The 19,316-nt window shown below is 64.7% G+C and carries 17 protein-coding genes; 7 read left to right on the forward strand and 10 right to left on the reverse strand.

Features of this window, described 5'->3' with window-relative positions:
• Window positions 1-31: 31 nt before the first annotated feature.
• The 3 genes from OKW45_RS22670 to OKW45_RS22680 form a co-directional block, all read right to left on the reverse strand.
• Window positions 32-376, reverse strand: a complete 345-nt coding sequence (locus tag OKW45_RS22670; RefSeq protein ID WP_184003650.1) for a Rap1a family protein — start codon at window positions 374-376, stop codon at window positions 32-34.
• 156 nt (window positions 377-532) lie between these two features.
• A complete protein-coding gene (locus OKW45_RS22675) occupies window positions 533-1,156 on the reverse strand; it encodes a glutathione S-transferase family protein (protein WP_429471257.1) in 624 nt (207 codons plus the stop codon).
• Between the two features lie 84 nt (window positions 1,157-1,240).
• Complete coding sequence (locus tag OKW45_RS22680) at window positions 1,241-2,140, reverse strand: LysR family transcriptional regulator (protein ID WP_429471258.1); 900 nt, start codon at window positions 2,138-2,140, stop codon at window positions 1,241-1,243.
• A 95-nt stretch (window positions 2,141-2,235) separates the two neighbouring features.
• On the opposite strand from OKW45_RS22680, the gene tam reads away from it, so the two are divergent.
• Window positions 2,236-3,033 (forward strand): trans-aconitate 2-methyltransferase, encoded by a 798-nt coding sequence (gene tam / locus OKW45_RS22685; protein ID WP_429471260.1) that lies wholly within the window; start codon window positions 2,236-2,238, stop codon window positions 3,031-3,033.
• A gap of 247 nt (window positions 3,034-3,280) precedes the next feature.
• Window positions 3,281-3,646, forward strand: a complete 366-nt coding sequence (locus OKW45_RS22690) for a hypothetical protein (RefSeq protein WP_026225375.1) — start codon at window positions 3,281-3,283, stop codon at window positions 3,644-3,646.
• 199 nt (window positions 3,647-3,845) lie between these two features.
• Here OKW45_RS22690 and OKW45_RS22695 read toward each other — a convergent pair whose 3' ends face one another.
• The 6 genes from OKW45_RS22695 to nirB form a co-directional block, all read right to left on the reverse strand.
• Window positions 3,846-4,226 (reverse strand): ArsR/SmtB family transcription factor, encoded by a 381-nt coding sequence (locus OKW45_RS22695; RefSeq protein ID WP_429471262.1) that lies wholly within the window; start codon window positions 4,224-4,226, stop codon window positions 3,846-3,848.
• A complete protein-coding gene (locus OKW45_RS22700; RefSeq protein ID WP_429471264.1) occupies window positions 4,210-4,671 on the reverse strand; it encodes an SRPBCC family protein in 462 nt (153 codons plus the stop codon). The genes OKW45_RS22695 and OKW45_RS22700 overlap by 17 nt, the downstream gene beginning before the upstream one ends.
• Before the next feature lie 118 nt (window positions 4,672-4,789).
• Window positions 4,790-6,157, reverse strand: a complete 1,368-nt coding sequence (locus OKW45_RS22705) for an MFS transporter (RefSeq protein ID WP_429471266.1) — start codon at window positions 6,155-6,157, stop codon at window positions 4,790-4,792.
• 169 nt (window positions 6,158-6,326) lie between these two features.
• The gene (locus OKW45_RS22710) at window positions 6,327-10,511 is read right to left on the reverse strand and encodes a bifunctional nitrate reductase/sulfite reductase flavoprotein subunit alpha (RefSeq protein ID WP_429471268.1); all 4,185 of its coding nucleotides are present in this window, start codon (window positions 10,509-10,511) and stop codon (window positions 6,327-6,329) included.
• A gap of 50 nt (window positions 10,512-10,561) precedes the next feature.
• Entirely contained in the window at window positions 10,562-10,927 is a 366-nt protein-coding gene (gene nirD / locus OKW45_RS22715) for a nitrite reductase small subunit NirD (protein ID WP_429471269.1), read from the reverse strand.
• 39 nt (window positions 10,928-10,966) lie between these two features.
• A complete protein-coding gene (gene nirB / locus OKW45_RS22720) occupies window positions 10,967-13,507 on the reverse strand; it encodes a nitrite reductase large subunit NirB (protein ID WP_429471271.1) in 2,541 nt (846 codons plus the stop codon).
• A gap of 593 nt (window positions 13,508-14,100) precedes the next feature.
• Here nirB and cobA point away from each other — a divergent pair.
• Entirely contained in the window at window positions 14,101-14,901 is an 801-nt protein-coding gene (gene cobA, locus OKW45_RS22725; protein ID WP_429471273.1) for a uroporphyrinogen-III C-methyltransferase, read from the forward strand.
• 38 nt (window positions 14,902-14,939) lie between these two features.
• On the opposite strand, the gene OKW45_RS22730 is transcribed toward cobA, so the two are convergent.
• Window positions 14,940-15,821 carry an MOSC domain-containing protein gene (locus OKW45_RS22730; RefSeq protein WP_429471274.1) on the reverse strand — a complete coding sequence of 294 codons (882 nt, stop codon included), beginning with the start codon at window positions 15,819-15,821 and terminating at the stop codon, window positions 14,940-14,942.
• Window positions 15,822-16,057: 236 nt separating this feature from the next.
• On the opposite strand from OKW45_RS22730, the gene OKW45_RS22735 reads away from it, so the two are divergent.
• The 4 genes from OKW45_RS22735 (at window position 16,058) to OKW45_RS22750 (ending at window position 19,301) form a co-directional block, all read left to right on the forward strand.
• On the forward strand, window positions 16,058-17,515 hold the full coding sequence (locus OKW45_RS22735) for a trypsin-like peptidase domain-containing protein (protein WP_429471276.1): 1,458 nt from the start codon (window positions 16,058-16,060) through the stop codon (window positions 17,513-17,515).
• An 81-nt stretch (window positions 17,516-17,596) separates the two neighbouring features.
• Window positions 17,597-18,028 (forward strand): carboxypeptidase-like regulatory domain-containing protein, encoded by a 432-nt coding sequence (locus OKW45_RS22740; protein ID WP_018417998.1) that lies wholly within the window; start codon window positions 17,597-17,599, stop codon window positions 18,026-18,028.
• Window positions 18,029-18,163: 135 nt separating this feature from the next.
• Entirely contained in the window at window positions 18,164-18,787 is a 624-nt protein-coding gene (petA, locus tag OKW45_RS22745; RefSeq protein ID WP_429471278.1) for a ubiquinol-cytochrome c reductase iron-sulfur subunit, read from the forward strand.
• A complete protein-coding gene (locus OKW45_RS22750) occupies window positions 18,765-19,301 on the forward strand; it encodes a hypothetical protein (protein WP_429471280.1) in 537 nt (178 codons plus the stop codon). The genes petA and OKW45_RS22750 overlap by 23 nt, the downstream gene beginning before the upstream one ends.
• The last annotated feature ends 15 nt before the right edge of the window (window positions 19,302-19,316 follow it).

Genomic DNA, 19,316 nt, shown 5'->3' on the forward strand with positions numbered 1-19,316 from the left:
CACTCCTTCAACACGTCAGCACGTCAACACGTCAGCACGGATACGCGCCCTGCAACGCGCGCAGAATCGCGAGCCCGATTGGAAAATCGTCGGAAATGCCCGGATGATTCGCGAAGAACGCATCGAGCAACGGATAGACCGTCTGGTTGCCGATCGCGAGCGTTGGTGGCGGACAGAACAGTTGCGGCTGTTTCCTCGCGACCAGATCGCCGTTCGCCCAGCCGAACGCGTTGATCGTGCCGGTGATGTACGCCGCATAGATCGAGTTGTTGTCGGCGTGTGCCCAGCGCTTGTATTGCGCGGCCGTCATTTCCGCGCTCGCGTTCAGAGTGAAGCACGCCGCCAGCAAAGCCAGTGCGAATTTCGTTACCCGCATCGTTGAACCTTCAATGTCGCTAAATGGCCGCCATTGTAGGCGACGCGGGGCGCACCGCGCAGAAACCGTCGAGCACGGGAATTCACAAGCAGAGCGTAAGCATGGAAGGAGGATTCTGTAAGCATCGACAGATTGCAGAAGCGCGCGATTCAACGATTACGGCGTGCCGTTTCGGCAATGCTTGCGATACCCGTCGCGCTCGGCCAGGCGCGCCATATAAGCGGCCAGCGCCGGCAAATCGTCGTGCTGCTGCGGCGTTTCGCGCCAGCGGTTCGCGGACAGCGCGATCGGAATATCGGCGAGCGAAAACGCGTCGCCCGCGATATACGCACCGGTGCGCGCGAGCTGCTGCTCGACGATCGCCATATGCTTCGACCAGTTCGCGCACGACGCGGCGATCTTGCGCGGGTCCTGATGCTCGGGCGAGTGCCGCACGAGCGCGAGAAACGCGTAGCTCCACGAGCGGTTCAATTCGCTCGCCTGCCAGTCGATCCATTGATCACAGCGCGCGCGCTCGACCGGATCGGCCGGATACAGCCCGTCACCGCGATAACGGTTTGCGAGGTAACGGATGATCGAGTTCGATTCCCACAACACGAAGTCGCCGTCGCGAATCACGGGGACCATCGCGTTCGGGTTCAGCGCGCGGAATTCGGCGGCCTCGGTCGAGCGAAAGCCCGAGCCCCAGTCTTCCTGTTCGAACGCAAGCCCGAGTTCCGCGCAGGTCCACAACACCTTGCGCACGTTGATCGAGGTGGTCTTGCCGAGTATCTGCAGCATGAGTCGTTGGGTGTCGCGTGGATTGAATGGCTTGAAGGAATGAAACTCGGAAGCCAGCCAGTTTGCCTTGCGCGCGGCGCGCCGTCATGCGGTTTTCAGCGTCGCCTGTTCGCGGATCATGTCGTACAGCGCCTGCGCGGCCGGTGACAACTGCGCGGTCTTGCGCGCGACCAGCACCAGCGTGCGCGACACGGTGGGCTGCGTGAGCTCGACGGTGCGCACGCTCGGATACGCGCCCTTCTGCAGTGCGAGCGCGGGCACCACGGCCGCGCCGACGCGTTGCGCGACGAGTCCGACGGCGGTCGAGCTGCGCTGCACCTCGTAGAACGAACGCAGTGAGAGCTCGCTCGATTCCAACGCGACGTCGAGCAGCGCGCGATTGCCGCTGACCTCGCCGGCGAAAATCAGCGGGAACGGCTGCAACTGCCGCCATGCGATGCGCCGCCGCTTCGCGAGCGGATGGTCCTCGTGGCAGATCAGCACGTAGCGGTCTTCGGTGAGCGGCACGGTGGCGAGATCGGGATGATGCTCGCGCGCGATGTTGATGCCGAACTCGACCTCTCTGCGCAACACGGCCTCCTCCACCGCCGACGACGCGTGATCGAGAATCTTGATGCGATTGTGCGGATAGCGCGCCGAATACGCCTGCAGGATGCGCGGCAGATACTGCACGCCGACGGTCGGCACGCACGCGATCGACACGTCGCCGCGTCGCGCGATGCCCGTTTCGCGGATCTCGACGAGCGCGTCCGCCAGCTCGCCGAGCAGCCGACGCGCCTGCGGCAGAAAATTGCGACCGATTTCGGTGAGCGCCATCGAACGTGTGGTGCGCTCGATCAGCGTGACGCCGAGATAGCTTTCGAGCTTGCGCAGCCGCTGCGTGATCGCGGTTTGCGTCACGTGTAGCGTATCCGCCGCGCTCTGGAAGCTGCCGCGATCGGCAATCGCGACGAAAGCCTGCACGCCGAGCGTGTCGATTTTCATTAGAAAAATGAAGTAATCGGGATCATAAATTCATTTTACTCTGGGCTGTCAGCGGCCGAGAATGGCCGCAACGAACCCCCGCGAAGGAGCCAAAGATGACCGACAAAACCACGAACGAGCACAGCGATTGGCACGCGAAGCAGTACATGTTGTTCGAGAACGAGCGCACGCGGCCGGTCCGCGATCTGCTCGCGGCGGTGCCCTTGAACGGCGCGCGGCTCGCGGTCGACATCGGCTGCGGCCCGGGCAACTCGACTGAGGTGCTGGCCGAGCGGGTGCCGGGCGCGTCGGTCAGCGGCATCGACAGCTCCGCCGACATGATCGCGGCGGCCCGTGGGCGGCTGCCGCAATTCCGCTTCGACATCAGCGACGTTGCGACATGGGACGCGCACGGCCCTTACGACGTGATCCTCGCGAACGCGGTGCTGCAATGGGTGCCGGACCACGAGCGGCTGTTCCCCGCGTTGGTGGCCAAACTTGCCAGGGGCGGCAGCCTCGCCGTGCAGATGCCCGACAATCTCGACGAACCGGCGCACCGGCTGCTGCGCGAAATCGCCATCGACGGGCCTTGGGCGACAAAGGTGAAGGGTGTCGAGCGCACCATGCGCTACGACGCAAACTGGTACTACGCGCTACTCAAGCCGCTGTGCGCGCGCGTCGACGTGTGGCGCACGGTCTATCACCACCCGCTCGCGGGCGCCGACGCGGTGGTCGATTGGTTCAAGGGCAGCGCGCTGCGGCCGTTTCTCGCCGCGCTCGACGACGCCGAACGCGGCGCGTTTGTGCAACGCTATCGCGAAGAAATCGCCAAGGCCTACCCGGCGCTCGCCGATGGCACGGTGCTGCTGCCGTTTCCGCGGCTTTTCATCGTCGCGACGCGCGGCGAACGTTGAAACCGCGCCGGGAACCGCTGCAAGCCGGTAAATGCCGGCGCTTCGGCTGCGGTGGGTCGTCCCAGGGCGATCAGTTCGCCGGCGCACCACGCTGACGCACCGTCCGCAAACCCGCCTGTGGCGGCGCCGCACTCTAGGGGTGGTCAGGAATTGCCGCCCGGGAATTCCGCATGCTAATGTGTGTAATAAGCGGAGGACGGCGCCCGCCGGCCTCACCGGGAAGCCATTTACTGCAGCGAGCGTCGCCATGAGTGATGTACGCCAACACCTGAGTCCCCGTGACCGCCTGGAGCTGTTGTGCTGGCTCACATGCGGAAGCCTCGGCGCTTATTATCTGAACGAAGACTGGCCCGACGCGGCATTTCACGTGCAGTCCGCGCACAAGTGGCTCGACCGCCGCGCGCGCGAAGCCGACTGGCTGTGCGTCGCGAAGCTGTCGGCCACCGCGGTCGAAATCGCGCGGCGCCACGCGCGCTTCGTCGATGCCGACTGGGCGCGCGACGCGGTTGAAGAAATTCTCGATACCGACGAACTCGACCCGCAAGCCCGGCTCGTCCGGCAGGTTCTGGCCGATTGCCAGAACGCGCTGGCCGACAAGCGGATCGCCGATTAGGCGCGGGCTCGTCTTTCTCCCTTTGTACAGCGGATGGGGCCAATTTTTTGGCCCCTTTTTGCGTTGTTCCGTGCTTCCGTGCGCAAGCACCGCTTGCGGTCGGTAAAAAATGCGGCACCCGCCGTCACGCACAGCCTACCGGCAGGCGGCCAATCCGCGTGCCCGCTCGGTTCGTGCAATCACCACGGACGCCCGCCCTTCATTCTTCGACCATCGTCTTCAGCTTCAGCAGCGCCTGATCCCACTGCCGCGAAATCGCGTCGAGCGCGCGGCGTGCCGCGTCGAGATGCGCGGGCTCGAATGCCCACAGGCGCTCGCGTCCGACCTTCACGTCATGTACGAGGCCCGCGTCGGCCAGCACCTGCAGATGCTGCGTGACCGACTGCCGCGTGATGTCGGTGCCGGCCGTCAGCTGTGCGATCGACATCGCACTGCCCGCGCACAACGCCGCGACGAGACGCAGACGCGTCTCGTCACCGAGCGCCGCGAACACCGCCGCCGAACTGCGCAGTGTCGCCGTCTTGAGGCCGGCCCTCGCGGGGGCCGCCCTCATGGAAGCCGCCTTAGCTCGCGCCGACATATCGTTCGACGTTGACCATCTGCTGCGCCCAACCGCCGTCGTTCAGCCGGAACGCTTCCGCGCGGCGCCCGATCGGCAACTGGTCGAAGCCCGATTCGACGACGCGCAGCAGCGTGCCGGACTCGACGTCGCTCAGATCGAATTCCACGAGCGTGGTCGGCTCCGGCGTGTAGTCGATCGTGATGTCGATCGCGGCCGGATGCCAGCGCCACGACAGATGATGCTCGGGCTCGACACGCTCGACCAGCACGTCCATCACTAGATGCTCGTAGCCCGGATAGGTGATGTGCCCCTGCGTGGATTGCCCCGCGACGAACTGCTTGCCGGTGAGGTTCACGCCGAACCATTTGCCGAATTCCTCGGCGTTGGACAGCGCGCGCCAGACGCGCGAGCGCGGCGCCTTCAACAGAATCTGCTTTTCGATGCGATCGGTCGATGAGTTCATATGCAGCCTCCTGGCTGCATATTACAAACACTGCGACCGATATGCAAGCATTCGACTGCGCTTTATTCAGACCATGATGCGTGCGGCGACGGTACGATCGAACGCCGCACGCCGCGCCTTACTCCGTCGCATGCGCATGCATGACGCCGGTTTGCATCGACCACGCCATCCACGGCCGGCGCAGCGCGACGATCGCAAGGAACGCGCAAGCAGACAGTGTGCCGAACGTCGCGAAGCCCATTTGATAGCTGCCGGTGCTCTCCTTCGCAATGCCCATCACGACCGGCAGATAGAAGCCGCCGATGCCGCCCGCCGCGCCGACGATGCCGGACATCAGCCCGGTGCGGCCGGCCCAGCGATGCGGCACGAGCTGGAACGTCGCGCCATTGCCGAGTCCGAACGCGACATAGAGGCACAGCAGCAACGCAATGCCGCCCGCGAGCGACGGCATCGCCGCCGCGAACAGGAAATCGCAAACCGCGATGATCGCCAGCAGCACGGTCAGCGCGCGCACGCCCGACACGCGATCGGCAATCAGGCCGCCGAGCGGGCGCACCATCGCGCCGGTCGCGGCGAGCAGCGCCATGAACAGGCCCGCGTCGATTTTCGACAGTTGATACAGGTTGGTCAGCAGCAGCGATACATACGAGGACATGCCGACGAAACCGCCGAACGTGATGCTATAGACGAGCATGATGACCCACGTATCGCGCTCGGCGAGCACCGAGCGGTAGCGTTGCGGCAGCACCGCGATCGCCAGCAGCGCACCGATCACCGGCAGCAGCAGCACGCCGGTCTTGCCCGCGCCGAATAGCCCCGCTTCGACGAGCAGCACGAGCGCGATCAGGCCGACCAGCGTCGTCGCGAAACCGCCGAAGGCGCGCAGCACGCTGCCGGTTTTGACGCCCGCGTCGTTGGCCCAGAAGTACAGCGTGATCGCCGCGATCGCGAGCAGCGGCAAGGCGCCGCCAGCGGCGAGTTGCCAACCGTAGCGCGTCGCCAGTTGCGGGAACAGAAAGCCGTCGAGCACGGCGCCGATGTTGCCGGCCGCGGCCAGCCCCAATACGAGGCCCTGCACTTTCGGCGGATAGTTGCTGCCGGCCATCGGCAACGCGACCGCGAAGCTGGCGCCGCCGACGCCGAGGAACACGCCGAGCACCAGCAGCATTTCGTACGACGGCACCGATTGCAGCAACGGCAGCACGATCGTCGGCACCGCCGACAGCAACACACCCATCAACGCAATGCGTTTGCCATGCGCGGACTGATACAGATTGCCGAGCGTCACGCGCAGAATCGCCGCGGACAACACCGGCACCGCGACGAGCAGCCCCTGCTGCGCCGGCGTCATCGCGATGCTCTTGCTGATGAACGGCGCGAGCGGCCCATACAGCACCCAGACGGTGAAGCCCGTGTCGAAATACAGAAAGCAGGCGACGAGTGCGCGCCAATCACCGCTTCGCAGGGAGTGCATCACGTTTTTCATCAGAGATCCTCAGTAAATAAAATGCCGGGTAGTCCAGTTGCTGCGTTACGTCTGTTTTGCGCCGGCATATCGCCAGAGTTTTCACCCGGACTCGACATGCAAGCGTCATGCCATCGTGCTGTCTGTTACGAGGCCTTTTTAAAGGCATCTTCTGAAACGCATCGGCGGCTCAATACACGTCGCGTGCATAACGCTTTTCGCGCGTCAGACGGCTCACGTATTCGAGTGCCTTCTCTTCGCTCATACCACCGTGAGTCGTGATGACGTCCTTCAGCGCCGCATCGACATCGCGCGCCATCTGGTTCGCGTCGCCGCATACATAGAAGTGCGCACCATCTTCGAGCCATGCCCACAGTTGCGCACCGTGTTCGCGCATGCGGTCCTGCACATAGATCTTGTCGGCCTGGTCACGCGAGAACGCGACGTCGAGCCGGGTCAGCAGACCGCTCGCGCGCATCGCTTCGAGTTCGTCGCGATAGTAGAAGTCGGTCGCGGCATGCTGTTCGCCGAAGAACAGCCAGTTGCGTCCGCGTTCGCCGCGTGCCTGCCGTTCGTGCAGAAAGCCGCGAAACGGTGCGATGCCGGTGCCCGGCCCGACCATGATCATCGGCGTGTCCGATTGATGAGGAGGACGAAAGTGCGCGGACTTCTGTACGAACACGGGCACGTCGGTGTCGCTTGCGCGATCCGCGAGAAACGTCGACGACACGCCCTTGCGGTGCCGCCGTCCGTTGCTGTAACGCACGGCCGATACCGTCAGATGCACTTCGCCCGGATGCGCCTTCGGGCTCGATCCGATCGAATACAGACGCGGCTGCAGGCGTTTCAGCATGCCGGTCAACTCGGCGGCCGAGAGGCTCACCGGAAACTCGTGCAATACGTCGGCGAGCTGCTGTCCCCATAGCCATTGCTTCAGATCCGCCTTGCGTTCGGGCGCGAGCAGATCGCCCAGCGCGCCATTGCCGCTGCGCGCGGCGATGAACGCGAGCGCCTCGGCGCTCGGCCGCGCGATCTCGTAGTGCTTGCCGAGCGCATCGGCGAGCCGCATTTCGCCGATACCAGCGACGTGCACCGATGCCTCCGCGTGCAGACCGCTCAGCGTGATCAGTTCGTCGACGAGTTCGGGGCAGTTGCTCGGCCACACGCCGAGCGCATCGCCCGCTTCGTATTCGAGGTTCGTCTCGCCCGTTTGCAGCGACACGTAGCGCGTATCCTTCGCGGCGCCCTGCCGGTTCAGGCGCAGATTGCCGACCACGCGCGACGCGGCCGGCCGCGCCTTGGTCGGCACCGCGCCCACCACCGCGTTGATCATGCCGCCCGGCGGCACCGCGTACAGCGCGGCATCCGCCTGCTTGATGCAGACGATCACGCGTTCGAGCCATGCATCGGCGCTTTGCTGATATTCAATATCGCAATCGACACGCTCGGTCAGACGCAGCGCACCCTGCGCGGCGAGCCGCTCGTCCAGACGGCGGCCGTGACCGCAGAACTGATCGTAGTTGCGATCGCCGAGCGCGAGCACCGCGAAACGCACGCCGTCGAGGCGCGGCGCCGTGGCGGCGTTCAGTTGCGTCCAGAAGTCCTGCGCGTTGTCGGGCGCATCGCCGTCGCCGAACGTGCTCGTCATCAGCAGCACGTATTGCGCCTTCGCGAGCGTCGCGAACGAATAGTCGGCCATGCACGCGGTGCGGATTTCGAAGCCCGATTCCATCAGACGCGTCGCGTAACGCTCGGTCAGCGATTCGGTGTTGCCGGTTTGCGAGGCCCACAACAGCGTGACCTTTGGCCGCACGCGCACGATGCGCACGCCAGACTCGCGTGCCTCCTGTTGCGTGGAATCGGGCGGCAAGGCAGCGGCTGACGTCTGGGCCATCGTCGCGCTGCGGCTATACAGTCCCGCAAGCAGACCGTCGACATAGAGCCGCTTCACCGCATCGAACGGTGCGCTGTGCGGCAGCACCGGCACGTTGGCGAGACCTTGCGCTTCGGCCGAACGCAGGCCACTGACGAAACCCGCCAGATACGCGCGCTCCGCATCGCTGAGCGACGGCATGGGCGCGGGCTCGGGCGGCAATTGCAGCAAAGTCGTGAGGGCTTCGATACGAGGCATGGGCTGATCCTTGGCGCTGGGCGCTAAAACCGCTGCGTCGGCGGAGGTAGAGAGCGCATCGTGGTCATTGCGAGTGCTCGCGTCGCGATCCGCCGTCACCGGACTCAGCGCGACCGCGCAGACTTTCAGTTCGGGCTGCAGAGAAACCGGATCGACCGCGTCGTTGGTCACAGCATTGATGCACAGCTCGTCGCCGAACACGTCGTTCCAGTGCATCGGCGCGAAGCACTGACCCGCGCTCACACGATCGGTGACCACGGCGGGCAGGACCGCGCGGCCGCGCCGCGAACGGATCTCGACCGCGTCCTTCGCGCGAATCCCGAGTTCGGCCGCGTCGTCCGGATGAATTTCGACGAAGGGTCCCGGGTTCAGCTTGTTCAGCATTGCGACCTTGCCGGTCTTGGTCATCGTGTGCCACTGATGCTGCAGACGGCCCGTGTTCAACACGATCGGAAACTCGCGATCGGGCAACTCGGCCGCGGGCTGATACGCACGCGCGAAAAACTTCGCCCTGCCGCTCGCGGTCGGAAAAGCAATGCGCGGGTGGCTGCCATCTTCAGACTCTCTGAGCGTCTGGCTCACGCCGTCATTCAGATAGCGAAGCGGATTGCGCTCGGACGAATCGGCCGACGCGATCGGCCACTGCAGCGACGCGTCCTTCAAGCGGCGATGGCTCGCGCCGCGCAGGTCGTAGCCGGTCGCCGGATTCGCCGCGCGCGTAAGCTCGGCGAACACTTCGTCGGCGCTCGCATAGCTGAACGCATCGGCAAAGCCCATTTCACACGCGATGCGCGCGATGATCTGCCAGTCGGGCAGCGCCGCGCCGGGCGGTTCGATGGCCTGCTGCATCAGCGTCAGATTGCGCTCCGAATTGACCATCACGCCTTCGGCTTCGGCCCACAGCGCGCCGGGCAGCAGCACGTCGGCGTAGCGGTTCGTTTCGGTATCGAGGAACGCGTCCTGCGCGATCACGAGTTCGGCCGCGCGCAAACCGGCGATCGCGGTCTGCCGGTTCGCGACGGTCGCGACCGGATTCGTGCAGATGATCCAGCAGGCCTTGATGTCGCCCGCGGCCATGCGCGCGAACATGTCGATCGTGCCGTTGCCCGCGTCCGCTTTGAGCGTGCCCGGTGCGATGCCCCACAGTGCTTCGACGAACGCGCGATCGGCGGCGACCAGCGCCGAACGCTGCCCCGGCAGACCAGGGCCCATATAGCCCATTTCGCGGCCGCCCATCGCGTTCGGTTGGCCCGTCAGCGAGAACGGTCCACTGCCGCGCCGGCAGATGCGGCCCGTCGCCAGATGCAGATTGCACAGCGCGTTGGTGTGCCACGTGCCGTGCGTGCTCTGGTTCAGGCCCATCGTCCAGCAACTCATCCAGTCTTTGGCCGACGCGATCATCTGCGCGGCGCGACGGATGTCGTCGGCGGCGAGACCCGTGATGCGGGCGACGTTCTCCGGCGTGTACCCGGCCAGAAACGCGGGCATCGCGTCCCAGCCTTCGGTGTGTTCGGCGATAAAAGCCGCATCCGTTGCGCCGTTTTCGTGCAGCAGATGCAGCAGACCGTTCAGCAGCGCGAGGTCGGTGCCGGGTCTGATCTGCAGGAACAGATCGGCTTTCCCGGCGGTCGTGTTGCGGCGCGGATCGACGACGATCAGCTTCGCGCCCGCCTTCACGCGATCCATCATGCGCAGGAACAGGATCGGGTGGCAGTCGGCCATATTCGCGCCGCTGACGAAAAACAGATCCGCGTGATCGAAGTCGTCGTACGAGCCGGGCGGACCGTCCGCGCCGAGCGACAGCTTGTAGCCGCTCGCCGCGCTCGCCATGCACAGGCGCGAATTCGCTTCGATATTGTTCGTGCCGATAAAGCCCTTCGCGAGCTTGTTGACCAGATACTGCGCTTCGAGCGACATCTGCCCCGACACGTAAAACGACAGCGCATCGGGACCATGCTCGTCGAGCACGCGCCGCAGACGCGCGGCGGTATCGCTCAACGCCTGCGCCATCGGCAGCGGCACCGGGTCTTCGTCGCGCGCACGACGCACGAACGCGCCTTCGAGACGACCCGACTTGCGCAGCGCGACGTGGGCCGACTGCCCTTTGGTGCAGAGCCGGCCCAAGTTGGCCGGATGCTCCTTGTCGCCAGCGATCTTCACGACCTGGCCGTCCTCGACGTGCAACACCATGCCGCAGCCGACGCCGCAATACGGACACACGCTCTTTACGCTGGTAGCAGACATGCGCGAATGATCGGGTTAAAAAATCAGAACGATGGACAAAGGCCGCTACCTCAGGCGGCGACCCACACCTGGCCGTTTTCGATGCGCGTGGCAAATGCGCTGACCGAATACGACGGCGTTTCGAGGCATTCGCCGGTGCGCAGATCGAAGTGATGCTTGTAGATCGGCGACGCGACCACGATGCGCTCGCCGAGGCTGCCGACGATTCCGCGCGACAGCACCGCCGCGTGCGAACCCGGATCGAAGTTTTCGATCGCGTAGACCGTGGGCTCGGCCGGCGACTCGACTTCGCCGCCATCGACGTGAAACACGGCCACCTGTTCGCCATTGACGAGCGCGCAAACGCCGGTGTTCGGCACGATGTCGTCGAGTGCGCAGATCGCGGTCCAGGCGCGGGGCAAGCGTTCGTTCTTCATGACTGGGCTCCTTTTGAGTTAAGCGGGAATCGGATGAGGTCAAACGGTCTCGACGACAACGGGAATCTCGATGCGCTGCACCTGCCGCTCGGCGAGCGTTGCCGGCCGGATCTGTCCGCGCTCCTCGACGAACGCGACGTTGCTGTCGGACTCGCCGCTGTTGACGAAATGGCGGAAGCGCTTGCGCGTTTCGGGATCGGTGACGGCCTTTTTCCATTCGCACTCGTACGTGTCGACCACATGCTGCATCTCCACTTCGAGCTCGGTGGCGACGCCCAGGCGATCGTTGACGATCACGTCGATCAGATAGTCGAGCCCGCCTTCGAGGTTGTCGCGCCACACGCTGGTGCGTTGCAGTCGGTCGGCGGTGCGCACGTAGAACATCAGGAAGCGGTCGATATAGCGCACGAGCGTCGCCTTATCGAGGTCCGCGGCGAGCAGTTCCGCGTGACGCGGCTTCATGCCGCCGTTGCCGCACACGTACAGATTCCAGCCCTTCTCGGTCGCGATCACGCCGACGTCCTTGCCCTGCGCTTCCGCGCATTCGCGGGTGCATCCCGACACGCCGAACTTGATCTTGTGCGGTGTGCGCAGGCCCTTGTAGCGATTCTCGAGTTCGACCGCGAGACCGACCGAATCGCCGACGCCATAACGGCACCACGTCGAGCCGACGCACGACTTCACCGTACGCAGCGATTTGCCGTACGCGTGACCCGATTCGAAGCCGGCCGCGATCAGCTCTTCCCAGATCGACGGCAATTGCTCGACGCGCGCGCCGAACAGATCGACACGCTGGCCGCCGGTGATCTTCGTGTAGAGGCCATATTTCTTCGCGACCTGCGCGACCGCGATCAGGCCGTCGGGCGTCACTTCGCCGCCCGGCATGCGCGGCACGACCGAATAGGTGCCGTCGCGCTGGATGTTCGCGAGGTAGTAGTCGTTGGTGTCCTGCAGCGACGCGTGCTCCTTCTTCAGCACGAATTCGTTCCAGCACGACGCGAGAATGCTCGCGACCGCCGGCTTGCAGATGTCGCAACCGAGCCCGCGGCCATGCTTGGCGAGCAGCGCGCCGAAACTGCGCACTCCCTCGACGCGCACGAGGTGATACAGCTCCTGGCGCGAATACGGGAAGTGCTCGCAGACGTGGTTGTTCACCGCGAGGCCCTGCTTCTTCATCTCGGCCTTCATCACCTGCGTGACGAGCGGCACGCAGCCGCCGCACGAGGTGCCCGCGCCGGTCGCGCTCTTCAACGCGCCGATGTCGGTCGCGCCCGCGCACACGGCTGCGCACAGCTCGCCCTTCGACACGTTGTTGCACGAGCAGATCTGCGCGGCCGCGGGCAACGCCTCGACGCCGAGCGCCGGCTTCGCGCTGCCGTCCGCTTGCGGCAGGATCAGGAATTCGGGGGACGCTGGCAGCTCGATGCGGTTCAGCATCATCTGCAGCAGCGTGCCGTATTCGCTCGCGTCGCCGACCATCACGCCGCCGAGCAGATGCTTGCCGCAATCGGACACGACGAGCTTCTTGTAGATCTGCTTGCGTTCGTCGCTGAACTGGTAGGTGCGGCTGCCCGGCGTATTGCCGTGCGCGTCGCCGATGCTGGCGACGTCGACGCCCATTAGCTTCAGCTTCGTGCTCATGTCGGCGCCGGCGAATTCGGCCGGGTCGCCGAGCAACTGCTTCGCGACCACGCGCGCCATCTCGTAGCCGGGCGCGACGAGCCCGAACAGTTGGCAGTGCCACAGCGCGCATTCGCCGATCGCATAGATGTGCGGATCACTGGTGCGGCACGCGTCGTCGATGGCGATGCCGCCGCGCGCGCCGAGTTCGAGGCCGCATGCGCGAGCGAGATCGTCGCGCGGACGGATGCCGGCGGAGAACACGATCATGTCGGTGTCGAGATGGCTGCCGTCGGCGAACTGCATGCGGTGCGTGCCCGCTTCGCCATCGATGATCGCCGTCGTGTTCTTCTGCGTGTGCACCGTGACGCCAAGCTCTTCGATCCGGCCGCGCAATACGCGGCCGCCGCCGTCGTCGACCTGCACCGCCATCAGGCGGGGCGCGAATTCGACCACGTGCGTTTGCAGACCCATGTCGCGCAGCGCCTTCGCGCATTCGAGACCGAGCAGGCCACCGCCCACGACCGTGCCCGTTTTCGAGCGGGCGCCGCATTCGCGCATCGCTTCGAGATCGTCGATGGTTCGATAAACGAAACAGTCGCCGCGCTCGCGGCCTGGCACTGGCGGCACGAACGGATAGGAACCGGTCGCGAACACGAGGCGGTCGTACGGCAGTGTTTCGCCGGTCGCGACCGTCACCGTGTGCGCGTCGCGATCGACCGCGACCGCCCGCGCGTTCAGCTTCAGTTGCACGTCGTGGCGCTCGAAGAAGCCCGGTTCGACGAGCGACAGGTCATCGGCGGTCTTGCCCGAGAAGAATTCGGACAGATGCACGCGATCGTAGGCCGGTCGCGATTCTTCGCCCAGCACCGTGATGTCGAGATCGTGCGCGCCCTGTTGCGCCAGGCATTCGACCAGTTTGTGGCCGACCATCCCGTGACCGATGACGATGATTTTCATGAGCGCGCTGTCCTCTGGTGTCTGGCGAAAGCGATTGCGGAAATAAAAACGGCGTCCCGCGAATCCAGCCGAGGGGCCGAATTCGGGGGACGCCGTTGTCCTGTTGGGTGCTACGGGCGCGTGCAGTCGTGTTGCAAGCGCGACGAACCCACGTTGGTCCGATGGCAACGCTTATCGCAAAGGTCGTGCCAATTTCGATAAATGCGCCGGAAAGCGGGGTGTGGCGGGGATTTGCGGCAAGTCGCGCGGCTTCGAACCGGACCCCGCTCGCGACGCGTTTTGAGGCAGCAAAGCACAGGGATGGTGCGACGCAGCACTGTCGACGTGCGAAACGACGGCGCACGGGCGTGCGGTCCTCGTCAAGTTTTCCGCGTGAATCGCAATGTGTGGCAACGGCTTGCGCGCCTTGATCGGATCGATGGCGTGGTCCTTGCATTGCTCTTGCGCAACGTCATCGCGGCAACGTCGTCGCGATGCGCAGACTCAACTGTCGACAGGCAATGCAATGGACAACGGCGTCCCCTCGTGATCTTCACGGGCGGGCGCCGTTTTCGTTTCGGGCCGACAGAAACCAACGGCATAAGGACACCAACATGAACACCAACACCGGCAAGGTCACGCTGCTGAGTGCAGGCCCGGGCGACCTCGACTTGCTGACGCTGAAGGCCGTCAAGGCGCTCGCGGCCGCCGACGTCGTGCTGCTCGACGACCTCGCGAATCCTGACATCGTGACGCTCGCGCCGCAGGCGCGCGTGATTCGCGTCGGCAAGCGCGGCGGCTGCCGCTCGACGCCGCAGGCGTTCATCGAGCGGCTGATGCGGCGTTATGCGCTGAAGGGGCTGCACGTGGTGCGCGTCAAAGGCGGCGAAGCGCTGCTGTTCGGTCGCGCGGGCGAGGAACTCGCGGTGCTGCGCGACGCGGGCCTCGCGGTCGAGATCGTCAACGGCGTCTCGTCGGGCTTCGCGGCCGCCGCGGGCCTCGGCATCTCGCTCACGCATCGGCGGCATTGCCACGGCGTGAGCTTCGTCACCGCGCACACCGAAGATCACGGCGAGCCGGACTGGGCCGCGCTCGCCGCGACGCGCACGACGCTCGCGATCTATATGGGCATGCGGCGCATCGACGGCATCGCCGCTGCGTTGCTCGCGCACCTGCCGGCCGAAACGCCGGCCGCGGTCGTACAGTGGGCCGGCGGCAGCGACGAGCGGCGCCTGTTGACGCGGCTCGATCGGCTCGCCGCCGATGCGCTCGGCGCGGGCTTCGGCAGTCCGGCGGTGATTCTGGTGGGCAATGCGGTTGGCGAGAGCGCTGAAGCGCCTTGCTGGGAACGCGAAGCTCGCGGCAATCGAGATGGCCAAACACGACCCGCGTCGGCCATTGCGCGGGCGGCCTGATCGGCGATCGAAGCGGGCCTCGGCCGCCTTTCATCCCATCAATCGCCGAACCCGAGCTCCGCGTCGACCTGCTGCCCGACCCGCAGCCAGGCCCCTGCCCCGCTCGCGACCAGCGCGTTGTTGCCGAACGTGACCGCGCCGTCGAAGCGCTCGCTGACGCGATAACCGAGCATCGTGTCGGTCGGCTCGTTCGGCCAGTCGGGATCGGGCGCGCCGCGCGCCTGATCGATGGTCGGCATCGGACAGCGCGAGCACAGCTTGACGAGCCGTAATTCGACGCGCGCGCTCGAGTCCGCATTCGCGCCGACGGCGAGCGTCTCGACATAGTCCTCTTCATAGGCATCGAGGCCGCTGAGCACGATATTGGGCCTGAAGCGATCGATTCTGATCGACGGTGCGCCTTTGCCGTTCAGGCGCGCGTTCAGATCGTCGAGCGAGGCCTGGCCGACCACCAGCAGCGGAAAGCCATCGGCAAAAAAGGTCGTGGCGCCCCCCGTGCTGTCCGTATAGTCCGGATCGACGACGCGTTCGCGTTCGGGATCGAACCGCAGCAAGCGCGCGGGTAGACCGAGGAACTCCGTGAACCAGGCCGCCGTTTCTTCGCCGGTGTCGAGCCCGTAGGCCGCGTCGCGCCACACCGCGGTAGCGACCCTGGGAGCCGCGGCGAGCCGCGCGGCATCGAGCGGCGTGCGCAGCTCACGCATGCCCGGCGCGCTGACGATCAGCTCCTCTGCGCCGAGTTCGACCTTGATCAGCGCCATGCGCGGATACACGCGCTGCGTGAACATCGCGCCTTCGGGATCGGCGATCATCCAGTTGCGGTCGTATTCGAGGCCCGTCGCCAACAGCCGGGCCTCGGTGAGCGCGATGCCCGCGCAGGATTTGATCGGATAGACGAACAGTTCGTTGATGGTAGGCATGGTTGCACGCGCGACGGGAGCGCAGATCCGGCGAAGATCGGGGACAGAAAGTAGATCCGTATAGTACCGAAATTAGCGTTGACGTGGACGTGCGAGCCGGACCCTCTCATCGGGCTTTTTTAAGCTTGTTTTAAAAGTGGCGACCTAGAGTCGAATCACAGCAGCATGGAGAACGCATCGGACAGACGTGTTACTCCGACTCAACCGATTCAGCTGCTCATGTCGGGGGGCATGTGATGCGACGCGACAATCTCAAGTACTTCCTGATCGTGGAATGTCTGACCGTGGCGGTGTCCGCGGGCTGCATGGCGCAATCCCCTCCGAACAACGTAAGCTCTGGAGCGGATGTGCCGGCTGCCAGGCTTCCAGGCCACGACACGGCGCCCCCGATAGTGACGGACTTCTCGCGCCTCGTCAGCGAAGAAGGCAAAGCAGTCGTCAATATCAGCGTGACAGCCGCTCAACCCGTCGCCACCTTCACGCCCCTCTGGCCGCCGGCCGGCAGCGAAGACGATCCTTTTACCCGGCAGTTCCAGCCGTTCGCCTACGTCCCTCCTGGCGCGACAGGCCTGGCTTCGCAACGCAGCGGCTCTGGATTCATCATCGCCGCCGATGGTTACATTCTCACCGACTCCAGCCTGATAACCAAAGCAACCCGAATCAGCGTGACGCTAAAGGACGGCCGCAAGTTCAAGGCCACGGTGGTCGGCGACGACCCAGCGAGCGGTATCGCGCTGCTCAAGATTCCCGCCACCAGACTGCCGACAGTCAAAATTGGCTCGCCGTCCGCGAACAAGGCCGGTCAGTGGGTCGTTTCGATCGGCTCCCCTTATGGACTGAACGACACGGTGACGGCAGGCATCATCAGCAACATGTCGCGGCCTTTGCCAGGCGAGTCATATGTACCGCTTATCCAGACCGACATGACCGAAAATGCGGGCGATGCAGGCAGCCCGGTGTTCAGTCTGAACGGCAACGTCATTGGGATCGAAATGCCTGTCACGAAAGAGATCGGCGACGTTGAAGGAGCCGCGTTCGTGCTGCCGATCGATGAAGCGATGAAAGTTGCCCTACAGCTGCAAATGCACCACGAGGCGGAACACGGACGCCTCGGCATCACGATTCAGGATGTCAGTTGGCCGCTTGCGCAATCTTTCGGTCTGAACAGGCCGCAAGGGGCGCTCGTCAGCTCGGTCGACCCGCGAGGACCGGCTGCCAGGTCCGGTCTCAGACCAGGCGACGTCATCATGAAGATCAATGGGGTTGATATTCCAGATTCGACTCAGTTGCCCGTCACAGTAGCCGATCTCAAACCGGGCACATCCGTCCATCTGGTGTACTGGCGCGATAACGCCACGCACGATACGACAGTCGCGCTTGGCAGTCTGAATGCCACTCCTGCCGAGACCCCGGCCATTGCGAAGGTCGCAGCTCCCGATGGATTGACCGTGCGTGGCTTGACCGCACAGGAGCGACACGACGCAGGTGTCGAAGGTGGTGTCCTGGTCGAAAAAAGCACGGGGGCCGGCGCGCTCGCCGGCATCGAACCGGGAGACATCATCCTGATGGTCGACAGCACTCATGTATCAAGTCCCGCCCAGTTCCGGCGGAAAGCGGCGAACAGCGGTAACGCGGTTGCGCTATTGGTCCAACGCGACGGACAGCGCAAGTTCGTCACCATCGACATGGGCTAGGGTCTGCTTACATGTGTAAACAGACCCTGGCAGCGCAGTGGCGGCGCGTACCTCATCGCCACACGTTACGAGGAGCTCGAAATGAACCAGCACGCAATCGTCAAAGTTGGCTTGACCGCACTCGCACTGGGTGCAAGCGTCCAATACGCGTTCGCGGCAACTCAGCCTTTACCCGCGGTGCAGCACGAGGGTGACGTTACGTTCCTGAGCGGCGGGATCGGCCTTGGCCAATCCACCGCTATCAAGGAGGTCATGCCAAGGTATCCACTCACGCTCGAGTTTGCGGGCAAGGCGGCTAGCGGCAACCAGTACCTTGCGAATATCCCGGTGACGCTATCCGACATGCACGGCAATACGATATTGCAGACCACCGCAAAGGGTCCTTTCCTGTTGGCGTCGCTGCCTCACGGCCGGTATAGCGTGAGCGCCACATATGACGGCAAGACCGAGCGCAGGGACGTGAATGTCGCTCCGTCGTCGCATGTGCACGAACTGTTCCTGTGGCCGATGTAGACCGGCGTTTCGCGTTTCTGGCCGCACGCGATCCGATTCGCCGGCTTTCCGGCTCGCGACGACCGCGGCGGCGCATTCGGTAACCGGTACTCGTGAAAAGTCGCGACGGGCTACCGAACCGACTCGGAGCTTGCCATGAAAAACGGTTCCAGCGAGCCTGTCGACGAAGGCCGCCGCAGATGGCTCATCGCCACATCGGCCGTCGGCGCCATAGGAGGCGTGGCGGTCGTCGTTCCTTTTGTCGACTCGTTTGCGCCGCCGGCCAGTGCGAGGGCAGCCGGGGCGCCAGTCAGCGCCGATATCGGCGGACTCGAGCCTGGCAGCATGATGACCGTGGCATGGCGCGGCAAGCCGATTTTCATCGTCAACAGAACCAACGAGATGCTGGCGGCCGTGCTCAAGGCCACCCCGATGGTCGCCGACCCGCATACCGTGCATCCGTTCTCGATACCGCTGCCGGCCTACTGCAACAACGAATACCGGTCGCGCCCGGATCATCGCAACATACTCGTTGTGATCGGCGTGTGCACCCATCTCGGCTGCACCCCGCTTCCCCGCTTCCAGCCCGGGCCGCAACCGAGTCTGCCTGACGATTGGCCCGGGGGCTTTCTGTGCCCTTGTCACGGCTCGACTTACGACCTGGCCGGTCGAGTGTTCAAAGACAAACCCGCGCCCCAGAATCTGGATGTGCCGCGTTACCTGTTTGCGTCGTCGACGAGCATCGTTATCGGAAAGGATGAAAAAGGCGAGGAGGCATAGCTGGAAGTTCCGGCTACGGTCCCGCAATACCAGCCCGCCTCGCTACCGCTACATCGATCCGTCGCGGCCGGTCGAGCACGCGGTGTCGCGCCGGTTGCCTATCACCTACCGAGATCGAGATCACCAATTGATGCGCGAAGCCGCGAAACCCAAGGCGCCGAGCGCGAAACTGCCTGCGCCGAAAGAGGTGCGCGACTTGAAGTGCTCCTCGCCAACCGTCAGGCTTTCGCCGTTCGCCTCGCTCAACAGGTTGGCCGAAGAAGAGCCCGAGGGTGGCTCGGCGCGGTCCGCATGCCATCGCGCCGTGGGACACGCAACGGCCGCCGCGCACGAGCCGCTCGACAACCTCATCCCGGCCCAGGGACCCGATGAATCCGGCGGCATCGAGTCGTCGGCAATCCGATCGCCCACCGTTGCATTCACGCTACCGAAAATGGCGGTCGCGACAATCAGCATAGCCCTGGACAACTTGCCGAGGAGTTTGGGTGAGCGTAGCGTGGAGTTCATCAGATGATCGCTGTATCGCATC

The organism is Paraburkholderia lebeckiae (assembly GCF_050436225.1).
In the GTDB taxonomy this organism is placed as follows: domain Bacteria; phylum Pseudomonadota; class Gammaproteobacteria; order Burkholderiales; family Burkholderiaceae; genus Paraburkholderia; species Paraburkholderia tuberum.

Bases quoted from the DNA above. Each gene is read 5' to 3' on its own strand.
- OKW45_RS22695 (WP_429471262.1), bottom strand. From the start codon at position 4,226: ATGTCGGCGCGAGCTAAGGCGGCTTCCATGAGGGCGGCCCCCGCGAGG.
- petA (WP_429471278.1), top strand. From the start codon at position 18,164: ATGAAAAACGGTTCCAGCGAGCCTGTCGACGAAGGCCGCCGCAGATGG.
- OKW45_RS22710 (WP_429471268.1), bottom strand. From the start codon at position 10,511: ATGTCTGCTACCAGCGTAAAGAGCGTGTGTCCGTATTGCGGCGTCGGC.
- OKW45_RS22750 (WP_429471280.1), top strand. From the start codon at position 18,765: ATGAAAAAGGCGAGGAGGCATAGCTGGAAGTTCCGGCTACGGTCCCGC.
- OKW45_RS22675 (WP_429471257.1), bottom strand. From the start codon at position 1,156: ATGCTGCAGATACTCGGCAAGACCACCTCGATCAACGTGCGCAAGGTG.
- OKW45_RS22730 (WP_429471274.1), bottom strand. From the start codon at position 15,821: ATGCCTACCATCAACGAACTGTTCGTCTATCCGATCAAATCCTGCGCG.
- nirB (WP_429471271.1), bottom strand. From the start codon at position 13,507: ATGAAAATCATCGTCATCGGTCACGGGATGGTCGGCCACAAACTGGTC.
- cobA (WP_429471273.1), top strand. From the start codon at position 14,101: ATGAACACCAACACCGGCAAGGTCACGCTGCTGAGTGCAGGCCCGGGC.
- OKW45_RS22705 (WP_429471266.1), bottom strand. From the start codon at position 6,157: ATGAAAAACGTGATGCACTCCCTGCGAAGCGGTGATTGGCGCGCACTC.
- OKW45_RS22700 (WP_429471264.1), bottom strand. From the start codon at position 4,671: ATGAACTCATCGACCGATCGCATCGAAAAGCAGATTCTGTTGAAGGCG.
- OKW45_RS22735 (WP_429471276.1), top strand. From the start codon at position 16,058: ATGCGACGCGACAATCTCAAGTACTTCCTGATCGTGGAATGTCTGACC.
- OKW45_RS22670 (WP_184003650.1), bottom strand. From the start codon at position 376: ATGCGGGTAACGAAATTCGCACTGGCTTTGCTGGCGGCGTGCTTCACT.
- nirD (WP_429471269.1), bottom strand. From the start codon at position 10,927: ATGAAGAACGAACGCTTGCCCCGCGCCTGGACCGCGATCTGCGCACTC.
- tam (WP_429471260.1), top strand. From the start codon at position 2,236: ATGACCGACAAAACCACGAACGAGCACAGCGATTGGCACGCGAAGCAG.
- OKW45_RS22680 (WP_429471258.1), bottom strand. From the start codon at position 2,140: ATGAAAATCGACACGCTCGGCGTGCAGGCTTTCGTCGCGATTGCCGAT.
- OKW45_RS22690 (WP_026225375.1), top strand. From the start codon at position 3,281: ATGAGTGATGTACGCCAACACCTGAGTCCCCGTGACCGCCTGGAGCTG.
- OKW45_RS22740 (WP_018417998.1), top strand. From the start codon at position 17,597: ATGAACCAGCACGCAATCGTCAAAGTTGGCTTGACCGCACTCGCACTG.